Here is a 22,708-nt window from a genome sequence, read left to right as displayed (position 1 = left end):
CCGGTGACGGGCCGCCGCCTCATCGGCATCGTGCTGCTGAGGTACCGCAGGGATGTGCCAGCACGCCCTCGCGTCCTGGCACCCGAGAAACCGGAGAGTAGACATGAATGACATCACGCTGCCCGACGTTGTCGAGAACTTCATCGCAGCCACCAACGCGCACGACGCGAACGCGCTGGTCGCGGTCTTCGGCGACGGGGCCACCGTGCGCGATGACGGGAAAACCTGGGCCGGCGAGACCGAGATCCGCGAGTGGATCCAGGGGCATCTGATCACCCCCAAGATCGTGCTCACGCCGACCTCGTTCGCGGACGACCGGCTGGTGGCCTCCGGGGACGGCGACTTCCCCGGCGGGCCGCTGTCCTTCTCGTTCGTGTTCGGCATCAAGGACGGCCAGGTCACCGACCTCGCGATCGCCCCTGTCTGATCCGTCACCGGCTGGGGCGGCCCGAGGTGCCGCCCCAGCCCACGAAGGTCGCGGTGGCCGGCAGCCGACACCCGGTCAGGGCTCAGTGTTCGGTCGGACCTCGCCGCAGCGGGGCGATCGTCCGCGACGCTGTTGCGGTGGCCTGACGGCGCAGGCGGCAGATCGTCGAGTTGCCCGGCCAGCTGCCGCAGCACGCCGGCAACTGAGCCACGTCCGACGCCGTGGTCCGCCAGGTGACGAGAGCCGGGCGGAAGGCGACCCGGCCCCGATGCCGGGTGGTGCCCAGGTGGACGCGGCCGTCGTCGAGAACGGCGGACCCGAGCGCCGTGTTCAGCCGGTCGGCCTCCTCGTCGGTGACACCCGGCGGCCGGTAACGGAAACACACCACATTGAGCGTCGCCGGGGCCAGCAGCGCGAAGTCCGGCGCCGCCTCGACCGCGGTGGGCCCGCCGACGACGGGCCCACCGCGAACCTAGTCGTCCAACTGGCCGCTGGCGACCAGGTGGCGGTACCAGTGGGCGCTGTCCTTCCAGGTGCGCTCCTGAGTGTCGTAGTCGACGCGGATGATGCCGAAGCGGCGGTCGTAGCCGTAGCCCCACTCGAAGTTGTCCAGCAGCGACCAGACGAAGTAGCCCCGGACGTCCGCGCCCTGCGCGCGGGCCTCGGCCACCGCGCCGATGTGCCGGCGCAGGTAGTCGATTCGCCGGTCGTCGTGGACCCGCCCGTCGGCCGACACCACGTCGTCGAACGCCGCGCCGTTCTCGGTGATCATCAACGGCTGGCCGGGGTACTCGCGACGCAACCGCAGCAGCAGCTCGGTGAAGGCCGGCGGGTCGATGTTCCACCCCATCGCCGTGTACGGGCCGGGCTGCGGCAGGAAGTCGACGTCCTCGGCGCCCACCCACGGCGAGTGGGCCGAGGCGCCGTGCCCGTCGGCGTCGGAGCGGGCCGAGTGTCCGTCCCAGGCGCGGACCAGGGTGCTGGAGTAGTAGTTGACCCCGAGCACGTCCAGCGGCACCGCGATCAGCTTCTCGTCATCCTGACGCACGAACGACCAGTCGGTGACGGCGGCGGTGTCGGCCAGCAGGTCGGCCGGGTACGCCCCGTCCAGCATCGGGCCGAGGAACGCCCGGTTCGCCAACGCGTCGATCCGCCGGACCGCGTCGCAGTCGGCGGCCGAGTCGGATGCGCCCCGCACGACGTGCAGGTTCAGCGTCACCGACAGCTCGGCGCTCGGCACCAGCTCCCGGACCACCCGCCCGGCCAGGCCGTGCGCCAGGTTCAGGTGGTGCACCGCCGCCAGTGCGGCCGCCGGCTCGGTCCGACCGGGCGCGTGTACGCCGGAGCCGTAACCCAGGTACGCCGAACACCACGGCTCGTTGAGCGTGGTCCAGGTGTGCACCCGGTCGCCGAGCGCGCCGACGATCCCCGCGGCGTACTGCGCGAAGCGTAGCGCCGTCTCCCGCGCCGGCCACCCGCCGGCGTCCTCCAACTCCTGCGGCAGGTCCCAGTGGTACATGGTCGCGACCGGTCGGATGCCGCGCTCCAGCAGGCCGTCGACCAGCCGCGAGTAGAAGTCCAGGCCGGCGGAGTGGAACCGCCCGGAGCCGCCCGGCTGCACCCGGGGCCAGGAGATCGAGAAACGGTACGCGCCCAGCCCCAGCTCGGCGAGGTGGTCCAGGTCCTGCGGCCACCGGTGGTAGTGGTCGGCGGCCACGTCACCGGTGTCGCCGTTGCGGGTCCGCCCGGGGGTGTGGCTGTAGGTGTCCCAGATGGACCGACCACGACCGTCCTCGGTGGCCGCGCCCTCGATCTGGTACGCCGCCGTGGCCGACCCCCAGACGAAGCTCTCCGGGAAGTTCCGTGCCGTCATCGTCCCGCCCTCTCCGCGCCGGCCACCACACAGTGGTACCCCGACGACTCGCCCGCCACCAACTCGGCGGTCGCCACCCCGCCCCGGAAGCTCACCTCGAACTGCGCGCCCGGCCCCTCGCCGGGCGCCGGGATGCGTACCCGCTGCCGTTGCCCCTCCGCCGGAGCGTAGAGCCGCAGCTCCACCCCGTCGGCCCAGTCGTAGTCGGGCCGGTCGGAGCGCGCCCCGAACCCGATGACCGCGCCGGGCCGGGCGAGCACCGGCAGGCTGTCGTACCCGTGCTTCTCGGTCACCCACCTCGGGCCGGTGAGCTGCGCGCCGGTGACCAGGTGCGTCCAGGTGCCGGCGGGCACATAGAAGGTGACCTGCCCGTCGGCGCTGAGCACCGGCGCGACCAGCACGTCCGCGCCGAGCATGTACTGCCGGTCGAGGTGCGCCACGGCCGGGTCGTCCGGGAACTCCACGATCATCGGACGCATCATCGGGACACCGTCGCGGTGCGCCTGCTCGGCCGTCGCCGCCAGGTACGGCATCAGGCTGAGCTTGAGCCGGGTGAAGTGGCGCAGCACGTCCACGGCCTCCTCGTCGTACGCCCACGGCACCCGGTACGAGCCGGAGCCGTGCAGCCGCGAGTGCGAGGAGAGCAGGCCGAACGCGATCCACCGCTTGAACACCGCCGGGTCGGGGGTGCCCTCGAAGCCGCCGATGTCGTGGCTCCAGTAGCCGAAACCGGACGCCGCCAGGGACAGCCCGCCGCGCAGCGACTCGGCCATCGCGACGAACGTCGACTCGCAGTCGCCGCCCCAGTGCACCGGGAACTGCTGGCCGCCGGCGGTGGCCGAGCGGGCGAACAGCACCGCCTCGCCCTCGCCCCGCTCGGCCTCCAACAGCGCGAAGACCGCCTTGTTGTAGAGGTGGGAGTAGTAGTTGTGCATGCGCTGGGGGTCCGACCCGTCGTGCCACACCACGTCGGTCGGGATGCGCTCCCCGAAGTCGGTCTTGAAGCAGTCGACGCCCATGTCCAGCAGTGCCTTGAGCTTGCCGGTGAACCAGGCCACCGCGTCCGGGTTGGTGAAGTCGACGAGCGCCATGCCGGCCTGCCACTTGTCCCACTGCCACACCGACCCGTCCGGGTTGCGCACCAGGTAACCGGCCTGGCGGCCCTCCTCGAACAGGTACGAACGCTGCGCGATGTACGGGTTGATCCACACGCACACCTTCAGGCCCCGCTCGTGCAGCCGGCGCAGCATGCCCTCCGGGTCGGGGAAGGTCGCCGGGTCCCACACGAAGTCGACCCAGTGGAACTGGCGCATCCAGAAGCAGTCGAAGTGGAACACCGACAGCGGCAGGTCCCGCTCGGCCATCCCGTCGACGAACTCGGTCACCGTCTTCTCGTCGTACGACGTGGTGAACGACGTGGACAGCCACAGCCCGTACGACCAGGCGGGCACCCGGGCCGGCCGGCCGGTCAGCGCCGTGTAGCGACGCAGCACGTCCTTCGGGGTGGGCCCGTCGATGACGTGGTAGGTGAGCGACTGGCCCTCGACGCTGAACTGGGTCTGCGCGACGACCTCCGAGCCGACCTCGAACGACACGTGCTCCGGGTGGTCCACGAACACCCCGTAGCCGGCGCTGCTGAGATAGAACGGCACGTTCTTGTACGCCTGCTCGCTGGCGGTGCCGCCGTCGGCGTTCCAGACGTCGACCGTCTGACCGTTCTTGACGAACGGGCCGAACCGCTCGCCCAACCCGTACACCGTCTCGCCGACGCCGAGCGCGAGCCGTTCGTGCACGTACCGGCGGCCCTCGCCGTCGGTGACGATGCCGACGCTGCGCCCGGTGGACGCGGTGACCAGCCGGTCGCCGTGCCGGAACTCGACCCGCCAGCCGTCGATCAGCGCGACCCGCACGGTCAGCTCGCCGGTGGTCAGCGACGCGCTGATCCCGGTGATGTCGACGGTGACCGGGTGGGTGTCGTCGGTGTGCAACCCGAAGTGGGGTTCGCGGACCAGCCCGCCGCTGTGGTGCCCGATGGTGACCCCGACCACGCCGGGCGCGGGGGAGAAGAAGCGGACGGTGACGACGGGCCGGTTGAGCGTGTCGCCGCGACCGTTGATCTGACCGGCCGGCGCGAAGACGGTGAAGCCGCGGTCGTCCGGCTCGACCGATTCGACCGTGCCGGGGCGCAGCACGCTGACCCCCGGGCGTAGTTGCCAGTACCCGTCGGTGAACTTCACTTCTCGGCTCCTGCCGTGATGCCGCGCGCCAGGGTGCGCTGGAAGATGAGGAAGAACAGGATGGCCGGCACCAGGCTGATCAGGGCGCCGGCGTTGGTCGTCGGGGCGTCCATCAGCCGGTCACCCTGCAACGATGCGAGGGCGACCGGGATGGTCTGGGTCTGGTTGTCGATCAGCATGACCAGCGGGATGAGGAACTCGTTCCAGGTCCAGATGAAGAAGAAGATGAGCAGGACGGCCAGGGTCGGCCGCAGGTGGGGGAAGACCACCCGCCACAGCACCGTCCACGTGCCGGCGCCGTCCAGCGCCGCGGCCTCCAACAGCGCGCGGGGGAACGTGCCCAGCACCGAGGCGAGCAGGTACGTGCCGAACGCGCTCTGGATGACGGTGAAGATGATGATCACCGACAGTCGGGTGTTGTAGAGGCCGATCTCCTTGGCGACGTAGTACAGCGGGTAGATCAACGCCTCCTGCGGCAACATGTTGGCCAGCAGGAACAACCCGACGATCCACAGCCGGCCACGGACCCGGCCGATACCCAGGGCGTACGCGTTGAGTAGCGACACGACGACGCCGAGCACCGCCACGGACCCGGCGATGAGCGCCGAGTTCCACAGCTTGAGCGGGAAGTTCACCTCGGACCAGTACGTCCGCAGGCCCCACGTGTAGAACTCCGTCGGCCAGCTCAGCGGCCCGCCCGACGAGTAGTCACCGGGCGACTTGAACGCGTTGAGCAGCATGAACGCGAACGGCACCAGCATGACCAGCGCGCCCACGGTGACCAGTGCGAGCACCACCCAACGGCGCACGCCCCGGTGGTGCCGGTCGCGCACCCGCCGGCGCAGGGGAACCTCGGTGATCGTGACGGCCATCTCAGAACCCCCGGTCCCGGCGTTCGGTGCGGGCCTGCACCGCGATGAAGGCCACGGCCACCACCACGATGATCACCGTGAGCACGGTGGAGATCGCGGACCCGTACCCGACCTGGAGCTTCTTGAAGAACGTGTAGTACGCGAAGTACGACGGCACGTTGGTGGCGTTCTCCGGGCCGCCCCGGGTCAGCGCGTAGATCGGCCCGAACACCTTCAGGGCGGCGATGGTGCAGGTCAGGGCCACCACGAAGGTCTCCGGTCGGATCTGCGGGAGGGTGATCGCCCGGAACCGGTGCCGCCAGTTCGCCCCGTCGACCTCGGCCGCCTCGTACAGCTCCGGGTCGACCCGCTGCAACGCCGCCATGAACACGACCACCGGATAACCGATCTGCACCCAGATCATCACCGCCATCACCGCCGGCAGCGCGGTGTCCGGGTCGCCCAACCAGTCGTGGCGCAGCGCCCCGAGGCCGACCGCGTCGAGCAGACTGTTGAACGCGCCGTCGGGGCGCAGGATCCAACCCCAGACGATGCCCGCCACCACCACGGGCAGCACCTGCGGCAGATAGAACGCGGCCCGCAACGCCGCCGCCGTACGCGGCCTGAACCGACGCCCGATGACGTCGAAGAGCACCGAGGCGAGCAGCAGCCCGAGCAGGGTCGGCACCACCACCATCGCGACGATCATCGCCACGGTGTTGCGGAACGACGCCCAGAACACCTCGTCGGACAGCAACCGCTGGTAGTTGTCCCACCCGACGAAGGTGGGGTCACCGACGCCCGACCACCGGGTCAGCGACAGGTAGCCGGTACCCACCAGCGGCACGCCGATGACCAGGATGAACAGCGCCGCTCCGGGGAGCAGGTAGAGCCAGTACGCCGCAGCGCGGCCCCCCGGTCGGCGGCGGGGCGCGGGCGCGGGGGTGCGGGTCGCCGCCGAGGGTGTGCCGGCGACGGTGTCGGGGACTGCCATGGAGGACCCTTCCCGGCGGGGGTGGGCGGGCGCGTCGGCCGTGCTGCCGGTCGCGCCCGCCGCTCGCCGTGTCACTTGCCGGTGATCTCCTTGACGCCATCGGCGTACGGCTTGGCGATCGTGTCGAGCACCTGGTCGGGGGACTTGGACCCGTTGATCAGGCTCTGGAACCCGCCGACCAGCACGTCGTAGTAGCCGGGCACCGGCCAGTCCGGGTAGAACGCCAGACCGTCCTGCTTGCTGACCGTGTTGAAGTCCCCGATCAGCCTGCGGTCCTTCGGATCGCTGATCTTGGCGGGGTCGCCGGCCACCGGGATGCCACCGTTGTTGCCGATCAGGTCCTGGATCTCCGGGCGCAGGGTGATGTCGATGAAGTCGTACGCCAGGCTCTTGGCCTTGCTGCTGGTCGGGACGACCCAGAGGTTGCCCGACGAGCCGGCGTTGAGGGTGTTGCCCGGGAACAGGAAGGTGTCCCAGTTGGCCTTCATCTCGGCCTTGAATCGGCCGTACCACCAGCTGCCCGACACGATCATCGGCGTCTTGCCCGCGATGAACGCGGTGCCCATGTCCTCGGCCTTGAGGCTCGCCGAGTCCTTGGCCACGTAGCCCCTGCGCACCCAGTCGGCGAAGGTGTCCGCGCCGTACTTCAGCGGGTCGGCACGGAAGTCGACCGGGTTCTTGTAGAGCTGGTAGTTGTCGACGAACTGCCGGTCGGCCTTCGACAGGGCCAGCTGGTAGAAGAGCTGCCCGGCCGGGTACTCGGCACCGGCCGTGCCGAGCGGGGTGATGCCCTTGCCGACGAAGGTGTCCATCGCGGCGGTCAGCTCCGCCATGGTGGTGGGCACCGTGACGCCGTTACGGTCGAACAGGTCCTTGTTGTAGTAGACCGTGACGTACTCGCCGTAGTTCGGCACGCCGAACCAGTTGCCCGACCCCATCACGCCCTTGTCGCTGTAGCGCGCGGTGGTCTGCAGGCTGGGGCTGAGCTTGTCGGCCCACCCGCGCTTCGACGCCTCGTCGCTGAGGTCGGTGAGCAGACCCTGGGACGACAGCAGGCCGGCCGTCGCGTTGCCCTTGTTGTACTCCATGATGTCCGGGCCCTCGGACGAGTTGATGATCATGCCGGCGTTCTGCTGGATCTGCTCGAAGGCCTTGCGCTCGAAGCGCACCTCGACGCCCGGGTGCTCGGTCTTGAAGATCTCGATGGCCCGGTCCCAGCCGACCCCCATCGCGCTGCTCTCGCCCTCGTAGTGCCAGAGCTTGAGGGTCGTGGCGCCGCTGTCGTCACCGCTGTCGTCGTCGCCGCACGCGGCCACGGTGGTCGTCGCGGTCGCCGCCAGGGCGATCGCGACGACGATCCGGCGGAATCGCTGCATTGCTATCCTCCTCGTTGAGTATCGAGCCCGGTACTTCACTGGGTCCGTCGTCGCGTTGCCGCGCGGCGACGGACCGTTTCTCCTGGTCAGCCCCCATCGGTGTGGCGGCTTCGTGGTGCTGCGGTCGATCCCCGGATCTCCAGCGCGCACGGCAGCAGTTGCTGGTGGCGCTCGTCACCGGCCCCGTCCAGATGGCGCACCAGCGCCTCGATCGCGATCCGGCCCATCGCCGACCCGGGCGACGTCATCGTGGTCAGCGCCGGGGTGGCCAGCTCGGCGACCTGCGGCGAGGTGACCATCGAGACGACCGACACGTCGTCGGGCACGGCCAGCCCCCGCGCGGTCAGTTCGCCGAGGATGCCGAAGACCGCCGTCTCGTTCATGGCCAGCACCGCCGTCAGGTCCGGCGTCCGCGCGAAGGCGGCGGCCAGCGCGGCCCGCCCGCCTGCGGCGCTGTCCTGGGCCGGGATCATGACCGGCTCCAGGCCGTGGCCGGTCATGGCCGTGACAAAGGCGTCCCGGGTACGCAGCGCCGGCCCGTAACCGCTGGCCAGGGTCTCGGCCGAGTGGTTGACGTAGACGATCTGCCGGTGCCCCAGGCCGACCAGGTGCGCCACCGCCTCCCGCACGGTCTGCGCGAAGTCGATGTCGACGTAGGAGAGCCCGTCGGTGTCCCCGGTGCGCCCGATCAGCACCAGCGGCACACCGGCCTGCTGGAGCGCGGTGACCCGCTCGTCGGCGAGCTGCACCTCCATCAGCACGACGCCGTCGAACATCCGCTGGCTGGCCAGCCGGCGCAGACCGTCGAGGTCACCGCCCCCACCGACGGGCGACAACACCAGGTGGTAGCCGACGGCGCTGGCCGCCGCGGCGGCCCCGGTGACGAACGCCGTCTCGGTCGCGCCGAGGCCGCGCTCGTCCATCGGCAGCAGCAGGCCCAGGATCCGGCTGCGCCGACTGGCCAGGCCACGGGCCATGGCGTTGGGCTGGTAGTCGAGTTCGGCCATGGCGGTGAGCACCTTGGCCCGGGTGGCCTGGGAGATCGGCCGGGCACCGGTGAGGACGTAGGACACGGTGCTGACCGAGACCTGCGCCAGGCGGGCGACGTCATGCATGGTGGCCACCGCGCACCTCCTCCGGCCAGGCAGGCAACCGCATCCGGGTAGTCGTCGAAGCGGTTCGACGAAGCGGTTCGACAGACGCTAAGCCCCCTGTTACATCGACGTCAATAGCCGATGTCGAAGGAAGTCACGTCAGTCGTGCCCGAGCTCCTCGGCCGGGTGGGCGCGGCGACCCGGCCGGATGTCGGTGGGGGCCGGGACCGTCAGCCAACCGTCAGGTGCGTGCCCGGCGAGCCGTCAGGCGGGCGCGGTGTGCTGGGCTTCCTCGTCCACGCAACAGCGCAAGCGGCTGATCAACCGGCCGCCTTCGGCGACGAAGCGGCCGGCACGTGATTACCGATGAGGTGGTGCAGGCGGCGGTTGCCCCGCATGGCCATGTGGAACGTCGTGTCGACACCACGGAGCGGGACGTGCGGTCGCGCCCCGCCGGTCATGGGGCGAACTGTGCCACCACCGTGGGGTCGGTGATCGTGTCGTCGGCGGCGAGCATGATCGCCTTCGACAGGATCATCGACAGCATGGGGTCGTCCTCGAACGGCAGGTGCAGCCGCCCGGTGCCCCCGCGCGCGGGGACGATGCACAGGTAGGCGTCGTGGGGCTCCATCAGGATGTTGCCCGAGCCGAGGTGGATCCGGTAGCCGCGCAGGTTCCCGCGTACGTGCAGGTAGCGGTCCGTGAGGGTGACCCGGTCGGCGATGGCCATCCGGGGGAGCAGCCGGGCCAGGGCGTCGCGGCGTATCTCCGCCGACGGGGTCAGTGCCCCGACCACGGTGCGGTGCCAGTAGTCCCGGAACCGGTCCTCGCCCCGGTCGGCCCACTGCGGGTCGGTGGCGATGGAGGTGACGCCGACGAACAGGTCCACGTCCCGCATCGCCTCGGTGAACACCAGCGGTGGCACGTCCGCGACCGGGACGGGTTGCCAGGTCGCGCCGTCGGATCGGGCGAAACGCACCTGATCGGTGGCGCAGTGGTCGACGTCGTAGTTCTGGGGATCGTCCGTGCCGACCAGTTGGTGGTGGAAGGACGCCCGCCACGCGCCGCCGCCGAAGAGCTTCGTGGCTTCGCTGTCGTACCCGCCGTCCCAGGTGCCCAGGTAGCCGGCCTGCCAGCCGCGGGCGCGCATGAGCGCGTTCGCCTGGCGGTAGCGCAGGATGTGCGCGGCGAACCGGTTGGAGTAGGAACCGGTCCGCTCCTCGGCCGGTGTGAGCAGGTAGACCTCGCGGAATGCCTGCTTGAACGGCTGCGTCAGGCCCGTGCCGAGCACCCGGTCACGCCAGGCGAGGGCCTCGTCCATCCCGGCGCGGACGGGGTGCCACAGCCGGACCCGGCCCCCACGGACCGGCCGCCCGTCGAGACCGACGATCACCCACCCGTCGGCGTCCTCGCGGGGCAGGCCCGCCGACCAGTCGCACCCGTCGGCGCTGGTCTCCCAGAGCAGCCGCCGCCCGTACGTCCCGGTGACCGGGTGGTCCAGGAAGCGGGACGCCCAGTCCGGGTACGCCCAGGTGCGCTCCTCGGACAGCAACGCCTCCACCCGTTGGCGCTCGGCGGTCAGCGTCGCGTTGATGGCCTTCACCGAGTCGCGCAGCTGTCTCAGCTCGCCGGCGTGTGTCTCCTTGAGCACCGCGGGAACGCCCTTGAGCCCGACGTCGCCGCGGGCGAAGGTCAGGCGGGCCTTCTCACCCTCGACCCGCACCGTCGCCTCGTACGGGCCGACGGGGGTCCGCCGGGTCCCGGCCGGGTCGAGCCCGTGGTCGTCGACGGCGAGTTCCAGCACCTCGCTCAGTGACCACCCCCGCAGAGCGCCGAGGCGGGTCAGCGCGGTGTGCACCCGACTGCGTACCGCCTTGTTCTTCACGGTCACCGCGAGCCGCGCCAGGGTTCGCACCGGCGCCTCACCGTCGCGCCCGGCGAGCAGTTGCACGGCCGCGATCGCGGTGCGCTGGGCGTGGGGGAAACCCGCCGCCTGGCGGGGCGCTGCCGAGGCGGCGGCGGTGACCCGGGTCAGCAGGTCCGTCGCTGCCTCGTCCGACTCCCGCGACAGCGCCCACACCAGGCCACGCAGGAGGCGGTCCGAGTCGTCGTGCACCGGGTGCCGGTGGGCGGCGAACGCCTCCAGGATCGTACGGACCGCCTTCCTCCCGTCGGTCGCGGTCGTGAGCTGCTGGTCCAGGCCGCGCAGCCAGGTCGCCGACGCCGCCGGCTTGTCGAGTGAGGCACAGTGCACCAGCAACTCGGGCACGCCCGGCGCGGCGAGGACGTCCCCCAGGCCGGCGCGGACGAGCGGACCGAACTCATCTCCGGGGTGCAGCAACCAGGACGGCACGCGGCGATCCGTGGCACGGTCGAGCGCCTCCCCGATCAGCGTGACGACCCGACGTCGAGGGCCGGCCGTCGGGACGTTGCTCGCGGCGAGTTCGTCGAACAGGCCCGAGATCGCCGGCGCGAGATCGGCCAGGTCGGCGGGAGCCAGGTGCGCGGCGATCGTCGCCGGCAATTCCAGGCGGACGCCGAGGTCGTAGTCGAGCCCCTGTCCGACAGCCTCCAGACACCACAGAAGATCCGCCCGGGTCCAGTCGTGCTCACCGTCGGCGAGACTCCGTACGACGTTGTTCAGCACCGACGGCATCGAACTGGCCACCACCTCCAGGTGCATGGCCAGCGCGGCACAGCGGCGAAGCCCGGTCGGCCACGACCCGGTGACGGCCCACTCGGGGGTGTGGGTCACCGACGACGTCCAGTGGTAGGTGCTGGCCCGCCGGAGCAGCGGCCGAACCTGGGCATCGGCTTCGGCGACCCCGGTCTCCACCCGCTGGCGATCCGCCGCGCTCAGCGGGGGAAGCAGCCGTGTCCAGTCGGCCACCTCAGCCACCCACCAGGGCAACGAGCCGCACGAAGGCCACCTCGGGCTCCGCGAGCAGGTCGATCTCCTCGTCCAGGTCCTCGACCTGGCGGTCACCCACCAGCAGCACGAAGCCGTTACGGGCGAAGGCGGCACAGGCGGCGTCCGCCTGGCGTTCCCAGTCCAGCCGCCGACCCTGACCGACCCGGTAGCCGTTCCACGTCGCCTCCGCGTCGGTCGGCCGCACCAGACCCCGGAAGAGGTCCGTCTGGTCGGCGTTGAACCGCGCCACCTCCTCGCGGACGCGCAACCGGACCAACTCCCGCGCGGAGATGCGCTCCGGCAGGCCGGCCAGCGGCCACTGATCGATCGCCCTGCCGGTCGCCGTCTCGTCCCGAACCGTCACCGTGGCCATTGCGCCGTGCTCCTTGCCTTGGGTGAGCGGCATCATGGCACGACGGTCCGACGGGACCGTCCGGTCAGCGGGAGTCGCCGCCGCTGTGTGCCCCGGCGGCGGGTGATACGTGACAAGCGCGACGACGGCCTGGGCTGCTGGTCGCCGCGTCGGCGGCGACCAGCAGCCCAGGCTCGCCCGACGTTCGAGCTCCTCGAATTCGCCGGCGTGGAGCCGCCGTAGCTGACGAGCCACCGCTCCCGGCCGGTACCCACCCACCACCCGGCCGTCGCGACCAGCCCGCAGACCCGGAGCAGGACCGGGGGTGGCCCCGTCATCGTGGGACTCCGACGTGGACCGCCCCGTCAACCCGGCCGGCGCCGGGTGAGGTCCCGGGCCGGCCGCGCTCAGGCGGGCAGCAGTCGCTCGCGTTGTTCGGCCACCTCGGCGGCGAGCGTCGGGTCCGCCGCCACACACGCCTGGAAGTCGGCATCCGCCTCGGCCTGCCGGCCGGCGTCGGCCAGGGCGAGGGCCCGGTTGAAACGGACTGCCGGATCGTCGTCGAGTTCCAGCGCGTGGCCGAGGTCGGCGATGGCAGCCGGCAGGTCGCCCAGCTCGTAGCTGGCCACCCCCCGGGCGGCCCAGCCGGCGGCGAGCCTCGGATCGGCCGCCACGGCGTCGGTCAGCGTCCGCCGGGCCTGTTCCGGGTCCGCCTCCAGCTCCAGTTGTCCCTGTACGCAGAGCAGGTGGCCGTTGTCCGGGTCGAGCGCCAGCCCGGCCCGGACGTCGGCCCACGCCCCCTCGACGTCGCCGAGCCCCTGGCGCAGCCCGGCCCGGTTGATCCGGGCGTCCAGGTGCTCCGGGTCGAGGTCGAGCACCCTGTCGAAGCCTGCCAGGGCCTGCTCGAGAGCACCGAGTTCCAGCAGCACGTCGGCCCGGTTGTAGTGCACCTCAGGGAAGGGCGGGGAGAGCCGCGACGCCTGCTCGTAGCTCTCCAACGCCTCGTCGAGACGGCCCAGCCGGCGCAGCAGCGTGCCCCGGTCGAGGTGGTACTCGGCATAGTGGGGATCGATCGCGATGACCGTCTCCAGATCGGCCAGCGCCTCCTCCGGCCGGCCCAGGGCGGAGAGTAGTTGTGAGCGGTTGTGACGCAGCACCGAGCGGTGGAGCAGGTGCTTGTCGTCGCTCAGGGCGTCCTCCATGCTGGCGATGCCGGTGGTGATCAGGTCCAGCGCCTCGGTGAGTTTGCCCTCGTGCATCGCCACCAGGGCCAGACCGTTGCGGTTGAAGACCAGGTTGGCGGCGCTGTCCTGCGGGTTCGGAGCCAGCCGGGCAAACGCGATCGCCGCGTTGCACCAGGCCCGCGCCTTGCGGTGGTCCCGCTTCCCGGTTTCCAGGTGCCGGGTGTAGATCATGGCGGTGGCGTACGCCGCCTGCATGTGCACCATGCCGCTGTCGGTCTGCGCCCGCGCCTCGTCATAGAGGTCCAACGCCTCCAGCGGCCGTTCCAACGCCATCAACGAGGTGGTCATCTTGGTGGTGAACGCCCACCAGTGCTCCACCTGTCCGGACCAGTCGATCACCGCCCGGCCACGCGCACCGTAGTCCAGGGTGGCGTGGTAGAAGCCCAGGTTGACGCAGTATTCGAGTGCCTCGCGCAGCGCGTCGGCACCGGTCGAGCCCGGCGCGCGGCCCCGTTCCCGATGCAGCGCGACGGCACCGAGCCGCCACGACCACTGCCCGGTGGCGAGCAGTTCATCGGCCCGGTCGTCGTGCAGGGCGGCCCGCACCGGCGCCGGCAGCTCCCGGTAGGCGGTCAGCACCGCCGGGTCGTCGTCGACACAGTCACCGTCGACATAGGCCCGGGCGCGCGACGCCGGGTCGGCGGGCAGCTCGGTCGCCGGCTGCGACGGATCGCCGTCCACGGCCACCGCGTGCCGCTGGAGGGCACCGAGGATCGGGACGGCGACCGCCCCGGGCGGCTCGTCGACCGAGTCGGTGGCCGTCGCCACCCGCAGGTGCAGCAGGTCGGGGTCGGCCCGGCGCAGCAGCGTCCCGACGAACTCCCGGTCGGTCGGGTCCGCCTCGTGCAGGTTTTCCACCACCAGACACCTCGGTCCGTCGTCGAGGTGCCGCAGCCATGCGTCGAGCAGGTCGACGAGCCCGTGCGCGTGGCGCAGGGTCCGCATCCGGGAGTAGAACCGGGTGCGTTCCGCCGGCACCGCGAGCGAGGTCAGCGTCTCCCGGGTGGCCGGAATGAGTTCCCGCAACTCCGGCGCGACCGAGAGGATCTCGATCTGGTGCCGGGCGACGAGGTCCGGACGCCGCGCCAGCATCGTCGGCACCAGGGCGCGCAGCAGCGTGCCGGCAGCCGTGTACGGCCCGCGCAACCACCGGTGGGCATCGAGGTCGGCGAGCACGGGCACGTCGATCCCGGTGGTCAGCAGCCGTTGCCGGTCGTGGTGTCGAGCGGCCCTGATCCAGCGGTGCGGGGTCTGCGGCACGGTTCACCTTTCGAATGGTCACGGGGCCGTCGGTTGTCTGCGATGGCGGCCGCGTTCAGGCCGGCGTGGTCCGGGCGCGGCGTCGGGTGCGCAGGGCCAGGTAGCCGACAAAGGCCAGTTCGGCCACGCTGAGCACGAGCACCACGGCGGAGTCGACGAGGTTGTCGGTGCCGTGCCGGCCGTCGAGTTCGGCCAGCGCCTCGGCGAAGAAGTGGATGCCCGCCGGCACGATGGCGAAGGTCAGCGTGGCCAGGGTGGCGGCGTACCCGGCGACCATCACCCACGAGTACCAGCGTGCGGTCCGCCGGTCGACGGGGTGTAGTTGTGCCCACTGCTGGTCCAGGCCCGGCCGGCCGGTCAGCCGGCGGAACCGGTGCCGCAGCAGCACGCTGGCGCTGCCGTGCAGGTCGACCGTGCCGAGCACCAGGGTGAGCAGGTAGTACAGGTCGGTACGCAGGTAGAGGAAGAACTGCCAGGCGACGCGGAGCAGCGCGCCGAAGCTCAACGCGAGGCAGAGCCGCGCGAGCAGCGGCAGCGAGCCGTCGGGCTCGCGCAACGCCGCGGCGGCGAGGGTCAGCAGCGCCATCACGACCAGGTCCACGCCGATGCCGGCAAGCATCGGCACCCAGCGCTTGCGGCGCGGGACGGTGACCAGACCGTCCATCACCGTCTCGAAGACCAGATACTGCAACCGGTATCCGATGGTCAGCCGGCTCCTCAGCCCCAACCGTCGCCCCGCCAGCGCGTGCGCGGACTCGTGCAGGGCGATCAGCGGCCACTGGCCGACGGCCAGCACGATCGTGACGACTGTCAGGTAGTCGGTGAAAAAGATGGCCCGGTAGTGCGGGCGCAGGTCGGGTTGAGCCACCGCGACGGCGACGGCGGCCACGATCAACGCCGCGTAGGCGAGCAGGGCCACCGGAGAGAAGAGGGCACGGCCCAACCGCTGCCATCTTACCGGTGCGGGTGCGGAGGGAGTGACCCGCCCGACGGTGTCAGACAGGGCGACCAGGCCCAGTTCGGCCAGATCGGCGAGAAGTTCGGCCATGTCGACCTCCTCGCCGTAGGTTTCGGCATACCAGGCGGCGGCGGCCCGGGGCGTCATCCCCTCGGCGAGCCGTCGCAGGAGCTCCGCGCCATCGGTGGGCAGGACCGCATACGAGTCGGTGTCCGCGTTGCCCACCACGACACCGTCGCCCTCGGGCAGGAACGACAGACGCGGTACCTGCACCTGCCGATCCGGGTCGAAGCCCGGTTCCCCGGCCGGGACGATGACCTGATCGGTGCCGGCGTGGCCGCTCATGCCGTCCTCCTGTGGTGGTGTCGGTCCGGGCGGAGCGCCGCCCGACCGGAAGACCCGGCCGGGCGGCGCGCCACGATCAGAACGGCCAGCAGGAGAAGGGGGCGTACAGGGAGTTCGCGTTGGCGGTCAGCCGGACCGACCCGGCCTTGCGGACGGTGATCTTCTTCATCGGCCGCACGGCCTTCACATCCTGGGTGTTCATGGCGAACCCTCCTCGAATCGGGGCGCTCGGTAGTGAGCCGATCACAGGTTATCGACAAGACTTGAGCCGACCTAGAGAGCCGTTAAAGCCCGACTCGGGGTGGAGAAACCACTGACGGCGGGGCGGGCCGGACCAGTGGCCCACGCGCGGCGGCGGCCGGAATCTGTCGACATGTTGACACCATCGCCCGCCCCTACCGGCCGGCACCTGCCGTGACCTCGGCCGATGCTCTGCGGCCCCACCGCCGCGACCGCGCGACCCCTGGCGTGGTCGTGGGACAGTTCTGGTCGTTCGGCCGGATCGCCCGGGCGACGACCGCCTACCGCAACGTTCATCAGAATCTGGGGAATCACGCATGAATGCCGACTCGGACTGGGGAGACTTCCTGACCACCGACACTCCGATCGGGGACACCACCCTGACGGAGGCGGTGGCGGCGCTGCCGGAGCCGGCGGCGTCCATCGTGGAGAGCGAGATCAGCGGCGCGGTCAACGATCAGGACTGGTCGAACTGGCACGCGGACAGCGGCGACGACTGGGCCGACTCCGCCCAGGACTGGGCCGACTACGCCGTGGAGAACGCCGCGGCCGGCAACACCGAGGTCGCCGAGAGCGCCATGGCCCGGGCGGCCGACCACGCGAACATCGCCGAGAACAACTACACGGTCTCCGACGACTACTCCGACGCCGTCGTCGACCACGTGGAGACCGCCGCCGCCGAGGTCGACTGGGCCACCAGCGGCACCGACACCTCCCTGACCGACACCTCGTACGACACCAGCACCTCCTACGACACCACCTCGTACGACACGAGCACCTCGTACGACACGAGCACGTCGTACGACACGAGCACGTCGTATGACGCCGGGGGCTACGACGCCAGCACCTCGTACGACGTAGCGGAATGAGTTGGGCTGACGCCGGTGGACCCGGTGCCGTGCCGCCGGCCGCCGCGGCCGGGCTGGAGCCCGGCCGGCTGGCGGCCGGCGTGGAACGACGGCTCGGCGTCCCGCCGAGCGTGGCCCGCCAGCAGCTGCTGCGCAGTGTCCGCGAACTCGCGTTCGCGCTGAAGGTCGAGCAGCTCAGCCTCCTGGAGGCGGTACGCGGCTCCCGCTTCGGGGGCGTCACCCTCTCGCCGGCCCAGGTGCCGGTGCTGCTGCGGATCACCCTGGAGGCCGACGGCCCGGGTGTGCGGGTGGGCGTGCTGCTGGTCGACCGCTGGCCGGGCAAGCTGGGGCGGAACTGGGGTGTGACCTCGGTGTACGTCGGCCTCTTCGAGTCCGTGCTGAGCACGGTCGACGCCGTCCTCGGTCGGCTCGACCCGGCGGCGGCGGCCTCGTTCGCCCCGTGGTGGCGGCAGACGGGCCCGGGTGACGTGGCGATGATGCAGCACGCCGCCGGCCTGGCCAACCGGGCGCAGGCGGCCCTCTCGCGGCACGCGGGACGGCTGCTCGACGGCGACGGGCAGGCGCAACGGCAGGCGGTGGTCACCCGTACCGGCGGGGCGACCTTCACCTTCGAGACGGCCGATGCCGTCGCCGAGGTTCCCGCCGAGTTGGCCGACGGCATGCTGATGGTCGGCACGCTGATCGTCAGCCGGCCGGGCGGTATGCCGCCGAAGCTGGTCGGGCAGGTGCAGTCGCTGGTGTTCCGGGTCGAGGAGTGCCTTGCGGCAGGCGGGGCCGACCGGCTCGCCGTCGAGCCGGCGGACGTACCGGCGGTGACCTTCCTGCACCAGCAGGCGCGGCTGCGCGGCCTGCTGCCGGTGCGGACGCTGCGCACCTGCACCACCTGCCGGCTGGAAAAGGTCGCCAACCCGGAGATGGAACGCATGCAGGAGCGCACCCGACGGACCCGGGACCTGGCCAGCAGCATCGGCGGGTTGGTCACGCCCTACGTGCTCGCCGGTCGGCTGGTGCAGCTCAACAACAAGGGCCCGAAGTTCGCCTGCCCCCGGTGTCAGGGGATGGACGCCGACGAGACGGTGGTGACCTACTGCCAACGGTGCGGTGACCGCCGTGCCGAGACCGCGCTGCGCGCCTGCCCGAAGTGTCAGTTCGACTTCGGTGGCCTGGTCGGCGGCGAGCCGGTCTGGCGGCCCAGGGCGACCGTGCCGGCGATCTCCGGCCCGGGGCCGCAGCCCGCCGGCCACCTGCCGCCCGCAGTGACCGCGGCGTCGTCGCGGCCCGCCACGCCACCGGCACCCCCGCCGGGCTACCAGCCCGATCCGGAGGCGCAGCAGTGGCCCCGGCCACCGGGTTTCCCGTCCTGAGCCCACCGAGTGACCGCCGGTGATCACCTGACCAGGTGCCGGGTGGCCCGGGGCAGGGCAACGTGCGCCCCGAGCCGGATCGTCCGGCCCGACGGTGCCCGACGCCGTCGAGATCCGGGCGGCGACGGGCCCTGTCCTGCCGCGGCGCGGCGGTCAGGGGCGGCCGGTCAGTGCCGGTGCCGCCGCTCGGGGTTCTCGGCGGGAGCGGTGTCCGGGCTGGCGTCCAGGTGGGCGGCGATCCGATCCGGGAGCGGGTAGACATGCGCGACAGGCAGCTGCGCTGCGGCTGCCTGTTCGTCGCCCCGGCACAGCAGGTCCCGGACCCGCTCGACGGTGGGGGTGATGTCCGCGACGGCGACGATCCAGTCGTCGACGTACCGGTCGACGGCCTTGCCGGACAGGCCGACCTGCAACGACCGGTACGGCAACGCGTGCAGGCGCAGTGCCCGCTCGGGGTCCCACTGCACCCGGACCGGGCTGGCCTTCAACTGCCGCGACCAGTTCGCCGCGTCGCCGTGCAGGCCCTGGTGGTAGTGACTCAGGCACGCCCGTGCCAACGCCCACTCGAACCCCTCCCGGGTGATGTCGATGGACAGCACGCGCTCCTGCCCGGGCTTCGTGGCCCAGCCGCAGCGGTACATCATCCACAGGAAGGACGGCTTGATCCACGTCATCCGGTCCCGCTTGAAAGGGGCCACGAAACGACCGGCCGACACCGCCGGCAGCGCAATCTCCGGCGGATACGCCTGGTACACGGTGATGGTCGCGGTCGAATAGCGAGCACGGATCTGGCGTACGGGAACGGACACCCGTCGATCCTCGACGATCAAGACCCGACCGGTCCACCCGGATTCCGCCGCAACGCCATCGTCACGGCGTCAGGACGCGGCGTGCGGCCACGGCGGCGCGGGGATCATCCGTCCTGCAGGCTCTCCTGCAGTTCGGCGGGCGCCCGCATCCGCCACGCATCGGTGATCAGCTCGGCCAGCCGCTCGACTGACACCTCGGTGAGGCGCACCATCACCAGGGGCAGCCCGTCGTAGCCGGCCGTCGTGAAGAACAGGGCGGGCTCGCCGAGGAGCAGTGCCTGCTTCTCCCCCTCATCACCGACGTGGAGCACCGCGACATCGGTGCGGATCACCCGCGGTTTCCCCGGCACGCGTTCCGGATAAGACCAGACGAAACCCTTGTTCTCCACGCGGAAGTCGAAGCCGTCGCTGGGAATCTCCACCGCGTGGGGCAGCGCGAGCGCCAGACGGCGTACATCGTCGGCATCAGCCATCCGCAGAGGCTACAACGGTGCCCGATCCTCCTGCCCGGGACTCGGCCGGCGCTCCACCGTGCCTGCTGCTGCCTCCGCTCGTCGCCCGATGAATTGGGGAGGCGGCGGGTGATCCTCGCTGGTCATACTGGTGCCCATGAAGCTTGCTGAGGCTCTGGCGCTGCGCGCGGATGCGGCGCGACGCGCCGAACAACTCCGTGCCCGCATCGTCGCCAGCGCCCGTTTCCAGGAGGGTGAGACGCCCGCGGAGGACGCGGCGGCTCTCCTGGCGGAGGTCGGCGGGGTGCTCGGTGAACTGGAGACGCTGATTCGGCGGATCAACCGCACCAACGCCGCCACCGTGGTCGACGGTGGCACGCTCACCGATGCGCTGGCCCGCCGCGACGTGCTCCGGTTGCGGCACGGCGTGGTCACTTCTGCCGCCGACGCCGCTGCGGGGGGAGGGCCAGCGGGGGTTTCGGCAGTTGCGGTCGGAGCTGAAGATGATCCCGGCGCTGCCGGTGGCGCTACTGCGCGGCCAGGCCGACGATCTCGCCCGGCAGCTCCGCGAGGTCGACACCCTGATCCAGCGGACCAACTGGGAGGTCGACCTGCTGGACTGACGGGTTGCGGAGCAGGTAGCCGACGTGGAGGCGGGCACGAACCCGAGAGCCGGCGGGTATTCCGGCTCACTCCCGGCGCGCCGAGGGCAGGCGCAGGGGTTCGATCCCCCGGCACACACCGCACGCCCCGCACCGCACACAGGTGACGGCGCACAGGGCACGGCACACCACCGGGTGCAGATCCACGACGGCGAGGGTGGGACAGGGGACCTCCGCAACCCCGTACCGACACGGCTCCTTCGATGCCACGCGCGACACCCGCACCGAGCTGCCACGTCGGATCGTCGTGCCTGTGTGGGCTGGCGTCGGTCCGCCCGCCACCGCTGGTGGGGAACTCGTCGACGACGGTGTAGAGGCCGGGGCTTGCCCGGGCGATCGCGGCGGTCCGCCGGGCGTATTCGGCTGCCTGCGGGTCGGACTGCGTGGCCTTGACATCGTCGGCGCTCTCCCATCGCCAACCCCCGAGCGTGGCTCATACAAGACTGCCAGCCGCATCGCCCTCGGCATGCTCAAGACGGCGCGGCCTGGCGAGCATGCCGCGGCCGTACGGGCGTTCAGGTCCGCCTGGCAGGCCGGCGACCTCGCCGCTCTCGTCGAGGCGCTCGATCCGGACGCTACCGCGATCATCGACGGTGGCGGCCTGGTCTTCGCCATGCTCGCACCGTTGCACGGGTCAGCAGCCATCGCGAGTTTCTTCCTCGGCGTGTGGGACCGGCAACCCGACCTCGCTGCCGTCGGCGAGGAGATTGTCAACGGCGCGCCGGGCCTGATCGCGACTGATCGTCAGGGCCGCACTCTCGCCGTGCTCGCACCCGCCACGACCGACACGGGCAGGATCAGCCACGTGTGGGTGGTCCGGAACCCCCGGAAGCTCGACGCATGGCGCTGGTCTCCGACCGCCCCGGACCGCTGGTCGACGCTCCGCCGGCGCCGGGAGTCATGCCGGCTCGGGCACCGCTCCCGGCTCGCCGTCGTCGGGCATCGGCTCGACCGGTGCCTCCGGCAACTCGCCGGGTGTGTCGGGAAGAAGCTCGCCGAGGTCGTCCGGCACCGGCTCACGGGGGTCGAGGGGTGGATAGACGGCGGGATCGAGGTCAGGATTTGTCATCGGGCGATTATCCGCCATGGCCGTACCCCGCGCACGTCTGCTCCTCGTCGCCGTCCCGGTCCGCCGGTCAGGGGTGTCGGCGTGGACGGAGGTCCGGTGACCCGGACGGAGTTGCGAGCCACCGGCCATCGCGGTAACGGGCAAGGACGTGGGCCCGTAGCGGGCTCCACCGCCGGACGGGTCCGCTGCTGCCTGAGCCGCCCGATGTCCGCCGACCAGGTGTGAGCGTCGTCGCCACCGTCTCGACCGCTCGCACCGATGGATCTCGACGGTCAACTGGAGGCCGGGCCGCGCCCTGAGCCTCGGCGTGCCGGCCCCGTCGCGACCGCGGACACGGCCGAAGCGGCCGTCCTGCCGCGGGCCGGCCTTGCGGCCCGGCGAACCGGGCTAGCCGAGGTGTCCAAACACGCTCGCCTGTGATCGTGCGCGTGTGCGCTGTTCCAGCTTACTGATGAGTCGCGACGCGTGCCTCATGCCAGTGGATGTCGTGGCTGCTTGCCAAGCCGCGTCAGTTTCGGATTCTGCGCTGTCTGGCGTGTCGGACTCCGACGGTCACGAGGGCGGCCATCCAGGTGACGATGAGCAGGCTGCCGACGATGATCCCGACGACGGGGGGCAGACCCCACAGAACGGTATTCCCGCCGACGAGGTTGATGATGCCGTTCGTAAGGAGCCATCCGCCGGTCGTTGCGAGAATGACCGAGCCGATGATGAGAGCCCAGAATCGCACCGGCGTCGAGTGCGGTGCATACTGCTTCGCGTAGTCGCGAGGGTCGCCGAATGCCTCGTAGGGGTCTTCCCCGGTATCGATCAGGTGGCTTCGCGTCTGGCGAATGATGTCTGCGGTCTGGTGGTCGCTTGCGTCGCGCAACTCCAGGGCGGTGCGGAGTTCGTCCAGGTACGCGTCTGTGTCGGGGTGAGTCATCTCATTGCTTCCTCTGGGTTGATGAGTGCCCCGGCGCGATGCGAGAAAGCCGCCCATCTCTCGCGGAGCCCGCTGAGTTCCGCGGCTCCCGCTTCGGTGATCGTGAAGAACTTACGCCCAGGTCCGCCGTCGCCTTCCTGCCACGAAGACTCCAGCAGTCCCGCGGACTCGTACCTCGCGAGAAGCGGGTAGAGGGTTCCGCCCTTAACGTGGCCCAGCCCTCCCTGTTCCAATCGCTGGGCGATCAGATATCCGTACGCCTCGCGCTCCGACAGGATCGAGAGAACGGCCGGTCCGAGCACCCCGCGAAGCCACTCCGACGGCCACGCCGCATCACCCATGTCTAGACAGTATCGCGATCTAGTTAGGCGCGCAATCTACCCGCCGGGTCTGCTG

General features: G+C 71.1%; 21 protein-coding genes and 1 pseudogene. 6 read left to right on the top strand and 16 right to left on the bottom strand.

Features of this window, described 5'->3' with window-relative positions; translation table 11 throughout:
• The first annotated feature begins 103 nt into the window (after window positions 1-103).
• Window positions 104-427 (top strand): nuclear transport factor 2 family protein, encoded by a 324-nt coding sequence (locus GA0070216_RS17945; protein WP_176739018.1) that lies wholly within the window; start codon window positions 104-106, stop codon window positions 425-427.
• A gap of 82 nt (window positions 428-509) precedes the next feature.
• Here GA0070216_RS17945 and GA0070216_RS17940 read toward each other — a convergent pair whose 3' ends face one another.
• The 12 genes from GA0070216_RS17940 to GA0070216_RS36150 all read right to left on the bottom strand — a co-directional run bounded on the left by GA0070216_RS17940 (window position 510) and on the right by GA0070216_RS36150 (window position 16,124).
• A complete protein-coding gene (locus GA0070216_RS17940) occupies window positions 510-812 on the bottom strand; it encodes a hypothetical protein (RefSeq protein ID WP_091247249.1) in 303 nt (100 codons plus the stop codon).
• A gap of 87 nt (window positions 813-899) precedes the next feature.
• Window positions 900-2,300, bottom strand: coding sequence for a GH1 family beta-glucosidase (locus GA0070216_RS17935; RefSeq protein WP_091247246.1), 1,401 nt, complete (start codon window positions 2,298-2,300; stop codon window positions 900-902).
• Window positions 2,297-4,537, bottom strand: coding sequence for an alpha-xylosidase (gene yicI / locus GA0070216_RS17930; RefSeq protein WP_091247244.1), 2,241 nt, complete (start codon window positions 4,535-4,537; stop codon window positions 2,297-2,299). The genes GA0070216_RS17935 and yicI overlap by 4 nt, the downstream gene beginning before the upstream one ends.
• Window positions 4,534-5,409, bottom strand: coding sequence for a carbohydrate ABC transporter permease (locus GA0070216_RS17925; RefSeq protein WP_091247242.1), 876 nt, complete (start codon window positions 5,407-5,409; stop codon window positions 4,534-4,536). The genes yicI and GA0070216_RS17925 overlap by 4 nt, the downstream gene beginning before the upstream one ends.
• A 1-nt stretch (window position 5,410) precedes the next feature.
• A complete protein-coding gene (locus GA0070216_RS17920) occupies window positions 5,411-6,382 on the bottom strand; it encodes a carbohydrate ABC transporter permease (protein ID WP_091247240.1) in 972 nt (323 codons plus the stop codon).
• A 71-nt stretch (window positions 6,383-6,453) separates the two neighbouring features.
• On the bottom strand, window positions 6,454-7,758 hold the full coding sequence (locus GA0070216_RS17915) for an ABC transporter substrate-binding protein (RefSeq protein ID WP_091247238.1): 1,305 nt from the start codon (window positions 7,756-7,758) through the stop codon (window positions 6,454-6,456).
• A gap of 86 nt (window positions 7,759-7,844) precedes the next feature.
• Entirely contained in the window at window positions 7,845-8,873 is a 1,029-nt protein-coding gene (locus tag GA0070216_RS17910) for a LacI family DNA-binding transcriptional regulator (RefSeq protein ID WP_245722579.1), read from the bottom strand.
• A gap of 436 nt (window positions 8,874-9,309) precedes the next feature.
• Window positions 9,310-11,742, bottom strand: a complete 2,433-nt coding sequence (locus GA0070216_RS17905) for a DUF4132 domain-containing protein (protein WP_141723127.1) — start codon at window positions 11,740-11,742, stop codon at window positions 9,310-9,312.
• A 1-nt stretch (window position 11,743) separates the two neighbouring features.
• Window positions 11,744-12,136, bottom strand: a complete 393-nt coding sequence (locus GA0070216_RS17900; RefSeq protein ID WP_091247231.1) for a hypothetical protein — start codon at window positions 12,134-12,136, stop codon at window positions 11,744-11,746.
• Window positions 12,137-12,522: 386 nt separating this feature from the next.
• Window positions 12,523-14,619 (bottom strand): tetratricopeptide repeat protein, encoded by a 2,097-nt coding sequence (locus GA0070216_RS36155; RefSeq protein WP_091247228.1) that lies wholly within the window; start codon window positions 14,617-14,619, stop codon window positions 12,523-12,525.
• A 55-nt stretch (window positions 14,620-14,674) separates the two neighbouring features.
• Window positions 14,675-15,922, bottom strand: coding sequence for a hypothetical protein (locus GA0070216_RS17890; RefSeq protein ID WP_091247225.1), 1,248 nt, complete (start codon window positions 15,920-15,922; stop codon window positions 14,675-14,677).
• Between the two features lie 76 nt (window positions 15,923-15,998).
• Window positions 15,999-16,124, bottom strand: coding sequence for a hypothetical protein (locus GA0070216_RS36150; RefSeq protein ID WP_281190443.1), 126 nt, complete (start codon window positions 16,122-16,124; stop codon window positions 15,999-16,001).
• 355 nt (window positions 16,125-16,479) lie between these two features.
• Between GA0070216_RS36150 and GA0070216_RS34570 the strand changes: the two genes are divergently transcribed.
• The gene (locus GA0070216_RS34570; RefSeq protein ID WP_176739017.1) at window positions 16,480-17,031 is read left to right on the top strand and encodes a hypothetical protein; all 552 of its coding nucleotides are present in this window, start codon (window positions 16,480-16,482) and stop codon (window positions 17,029-17,031) included.
• Window positions 17,028-18,395 (top strand): RING finger protein, encoded by a 1,368-nt coding sequence (locus tag GA0070216_RS17880; protein WP_091247223.1) that lies wholly within the window; start codon window positions 17,028-17,030, stop codon window positions 18,393-18,395. The genes GA0070216_RS34570 and GA0070216_RS17880 overlap by 4 nt, the downstream gene beginning before the upstream one ends.
• Before the next feature lie 167 nt (window positions 18,396-18,562).
• Here GA0070216_RS17880 and GA0070216_RS17875 read toward each other — a convergent pair whose 3' ends face one another.
• Window positions 18,563-19,204: a DUF4291 domain-containing protein gene (locus GA0070216_RS17875; RefSeq protein WP_091247395.1), complete on the bottom strand. Its 642-nt coding sequence runs from the start codon at window positions 19,202-19,204 to the stop codon at window positions 18,563-18,565.
• 104 nt (window positions 19,205-19,308) lie between these two features.
• Window positions 19,309-19,677 (bottom strand): MmcQ/YjbR family DNA-binding protein, encoded by a 369-nt coding sequence (locus tag GA0070216_RS17870; RefSeq protein ID WP_091247221.1) that lies wholly within the window; start codon window positions 19,675-19,677, stop codon window positions 19,309-19,311.
• A gap of 136 nt (window positions 19,678-19,813) precedes the next feature.
• Between GA0070216_RS17870 and GA0070216_RS36435 the strand changes: the two are divergent.
• The 3 genes and pseudogenes from GA0070216_RS36435 to GA0070216_RS17855 form a co-directional block, all read left to right on the top strand.
• Window positions 19,814-20,056 (top strand): annotated as a pseudogene (locus tag GA0070216_RS36435) (DIP1984 family protein); the annotation flags it as partial.
• Complete coding sequence (locus tag GA0070216_RS36430) at window positions 20,043-20,279, top strand: DIP1984 family protein (RefSeq protein WP_342670759.1); 237 nt, start codon at window positions 20,043-20,045, stop codon at window positions 20,277-20,279. The pseudogene GA0070216_RS36435 and the gene GA0070216_RS36430, both read left to right, overlap by 14 nt.
• A gap of 505 nt (window positions 20,280-20,784) precedes the next feature.
• Window positions 20,785-21,612 carry a nuclear transport factor 2 family protein gene (locus tag GA0070216_RS17855; protein WP_091247220.1) on the top strand — a complete coding sequence of 276 codons (828 nt, stop codon included), beginning with the start codon at window positions 20,785-20,787 and terminating at the stop codon, window positions 21,610-21,612.
• A 283-nt stretch (window positions 21,613-21,895) separates the two neighbouring features.
• Here the strand turns inward: GA0070216_RS17855 and GA0070216_RS17850 are convergent, their stop codons facing one another.
• Both GA0070216_RS17850 and GA0070216_RS17845 read right to left on the bottom strand, forming a co-directional pair.
• Window positions 21,896-22,312, bottom strand: a complete 417-nt coding sequence (locus GA0070216_RS17850) for an HAAS signaling domain-containing protein (protein ID WP_091247218.1) — start codon at window positions 22,310-22,312, stop codon at window positions 21,896-21,898.
• Window positions 22,309-22,653 (bottom strand): PadR family transcriptional regulator, encoded by a 345-nt coding sequence (locus tag GA0070216_RS17845; protein ID WP_091247216.1) that lies wholly within the window; start codon window positions 22,651-22,653, stop codon window positions 22,309-22,311. The genes GA0070216_RS17850 and GA0070216_RS17845 overlap by 4 nt, the downstream gene beginning before the upstream one ends.
• Window positions 22,654-22,708: the final 55 nt, after the last annotated feature.

Source organism: Micromonospora matsumotoense, from assembly GCF_900091525.1.
In the GTDB taxonomy this organism is placed as follows: Bacteria; Actinomycetota; Actinomycetes; order Mycobacteriales; family Micromonosporaceae; genus Micromonospora; species Micromonospora matsumotoensis.
Note: the sequence above shows the minus strand (reverse complement) of the source record. Positions and strands in the feature narration are given on the sequence as shown.

What these genes read in the sequence shown, in the direction of transcription:
- GA0070216_RS17945 (WP_176739018.1), top strand. Translation starts at nt 104, where the DNA reads ATGAATGACATCACGCTGCCCGACGTTGTCGAGAACTTCATCGCAGCC.
- GA0070216_RS17935 (WP_091247246.1), bottom strand. Translation starts at nt 2,300, where the DNA reads ATGACGGCACGGAACTTCCCGGAGAGCTTCGTCTGGGGGTCGGCCACG.
- GA0070216_RS17925 (WP_091247242.1), bottom strand. Translation starts at nt 5,409, where the DNA reads ATGGCCGTCACGATCACCGAGGTTCCCCTGCGCCGGCGGGTGCGCGAC.
- GA0070216_RS17920 (WP_091247240.1), bottom strand. Translation starts at nt 6,382, where the DNA reads ATGGCAGTCCCCGACACCGTCGCCGGCACACCCTCGGCGGCGACCCGC.
- GA0070216_RS17915 (WP_091247238.1), bottom strand. Translation starts at nt 7,758, where the DNA reads ATGCAGCGATTCCGCCGGATCGTCGTCGCGATCGCCCTGGCGGCGACC.
- GA0070216_RS17910 (WP_245722579.1), bottom strand. Translation starts at nt 8,873, where the DNA reads ATGCATGACGTCGCCCGCCTGGCGCAGGTCTCGGTCAGCACCGTGTCC.
- GA0070216_RS17900 (WP_091247231.1), bottom strand. Translation starts at nt 12,136, where the DNA reads ATGGCCACGGTGACGGTTCGGGACGAGACGGCGACCGGCAGGGCGATC.
- GA0070216_RS17890 (WP_091247225.1), bottom strand. Translation starts at nt 15,922, where the DNA reads ATGAGCGGCCACGCCGGCACCGATCAGGTCATCGTCCCGGCCGGGGAA.
- GA0070216_RS36150 (WP_281190443.1), bottom strand. Translation starts at nt 16,124, where the DNA reads ATGAACACCCAGGATGTGAAGGCCGTGCGGCCGATGAAGAAGATCACC.
- GA0070216_RS34570 (WP_176739017.1), top strand. Translation starts at nt 16,480, where the DNA reads ATGAATGCCGACTCGGACTGGGGAGACTTCCTGACCACCGACACTCCG.
- GA0070216_RS17880 (WP_091247223.1), top strand. Translation starts at nt 17,028, where the DNA reads ATGAGTTGGGCTGACGCCGGTGGACCCGGTGCCGTGCCGCCGGCCGCC.
- GA0070216_RS17870 (WP_091247221.1), bottom strand. Translation starts at nt 19,677, where the DNA reads ATGGCTGATGCCGACGATGTACGCCGTCTGGCGCTCGCGCTGCCCCAC.
- GA0070216_RS36430 (WP_342670759.1), top strand. Translation starts at nt 20,043, where the DNA reads ATGCGCTGGCCCGCCGCGACGTGCTCCGGTTGCGGCACGGCGTGGTCA.
- GA0070216_RS17855 (WP_091247220.1), top strand. Translation starts at nt 20,785, where the DNA reads ATGCTCAAGACGGCGCGGCCTGGCGAGCATGCCGCGGCCGTACGGGCG.
- GA0070216_RS17850 (WP_091247218.1), bottom strand. Translation starts at nt 22,312, where the DNA reads ATGACTCACCCCGACACAGACGCGTACCTGGACGAACTCCGCACCGCC.
- GA0070216_RS17845 (WP_091247216.1), bottom strand. Translation starts at nt 22,653, where the DNA reads ATGGGTGATGCGGCGTGGCCGTCGGAGTGGCTTCGCGGGGTGCTCGGA.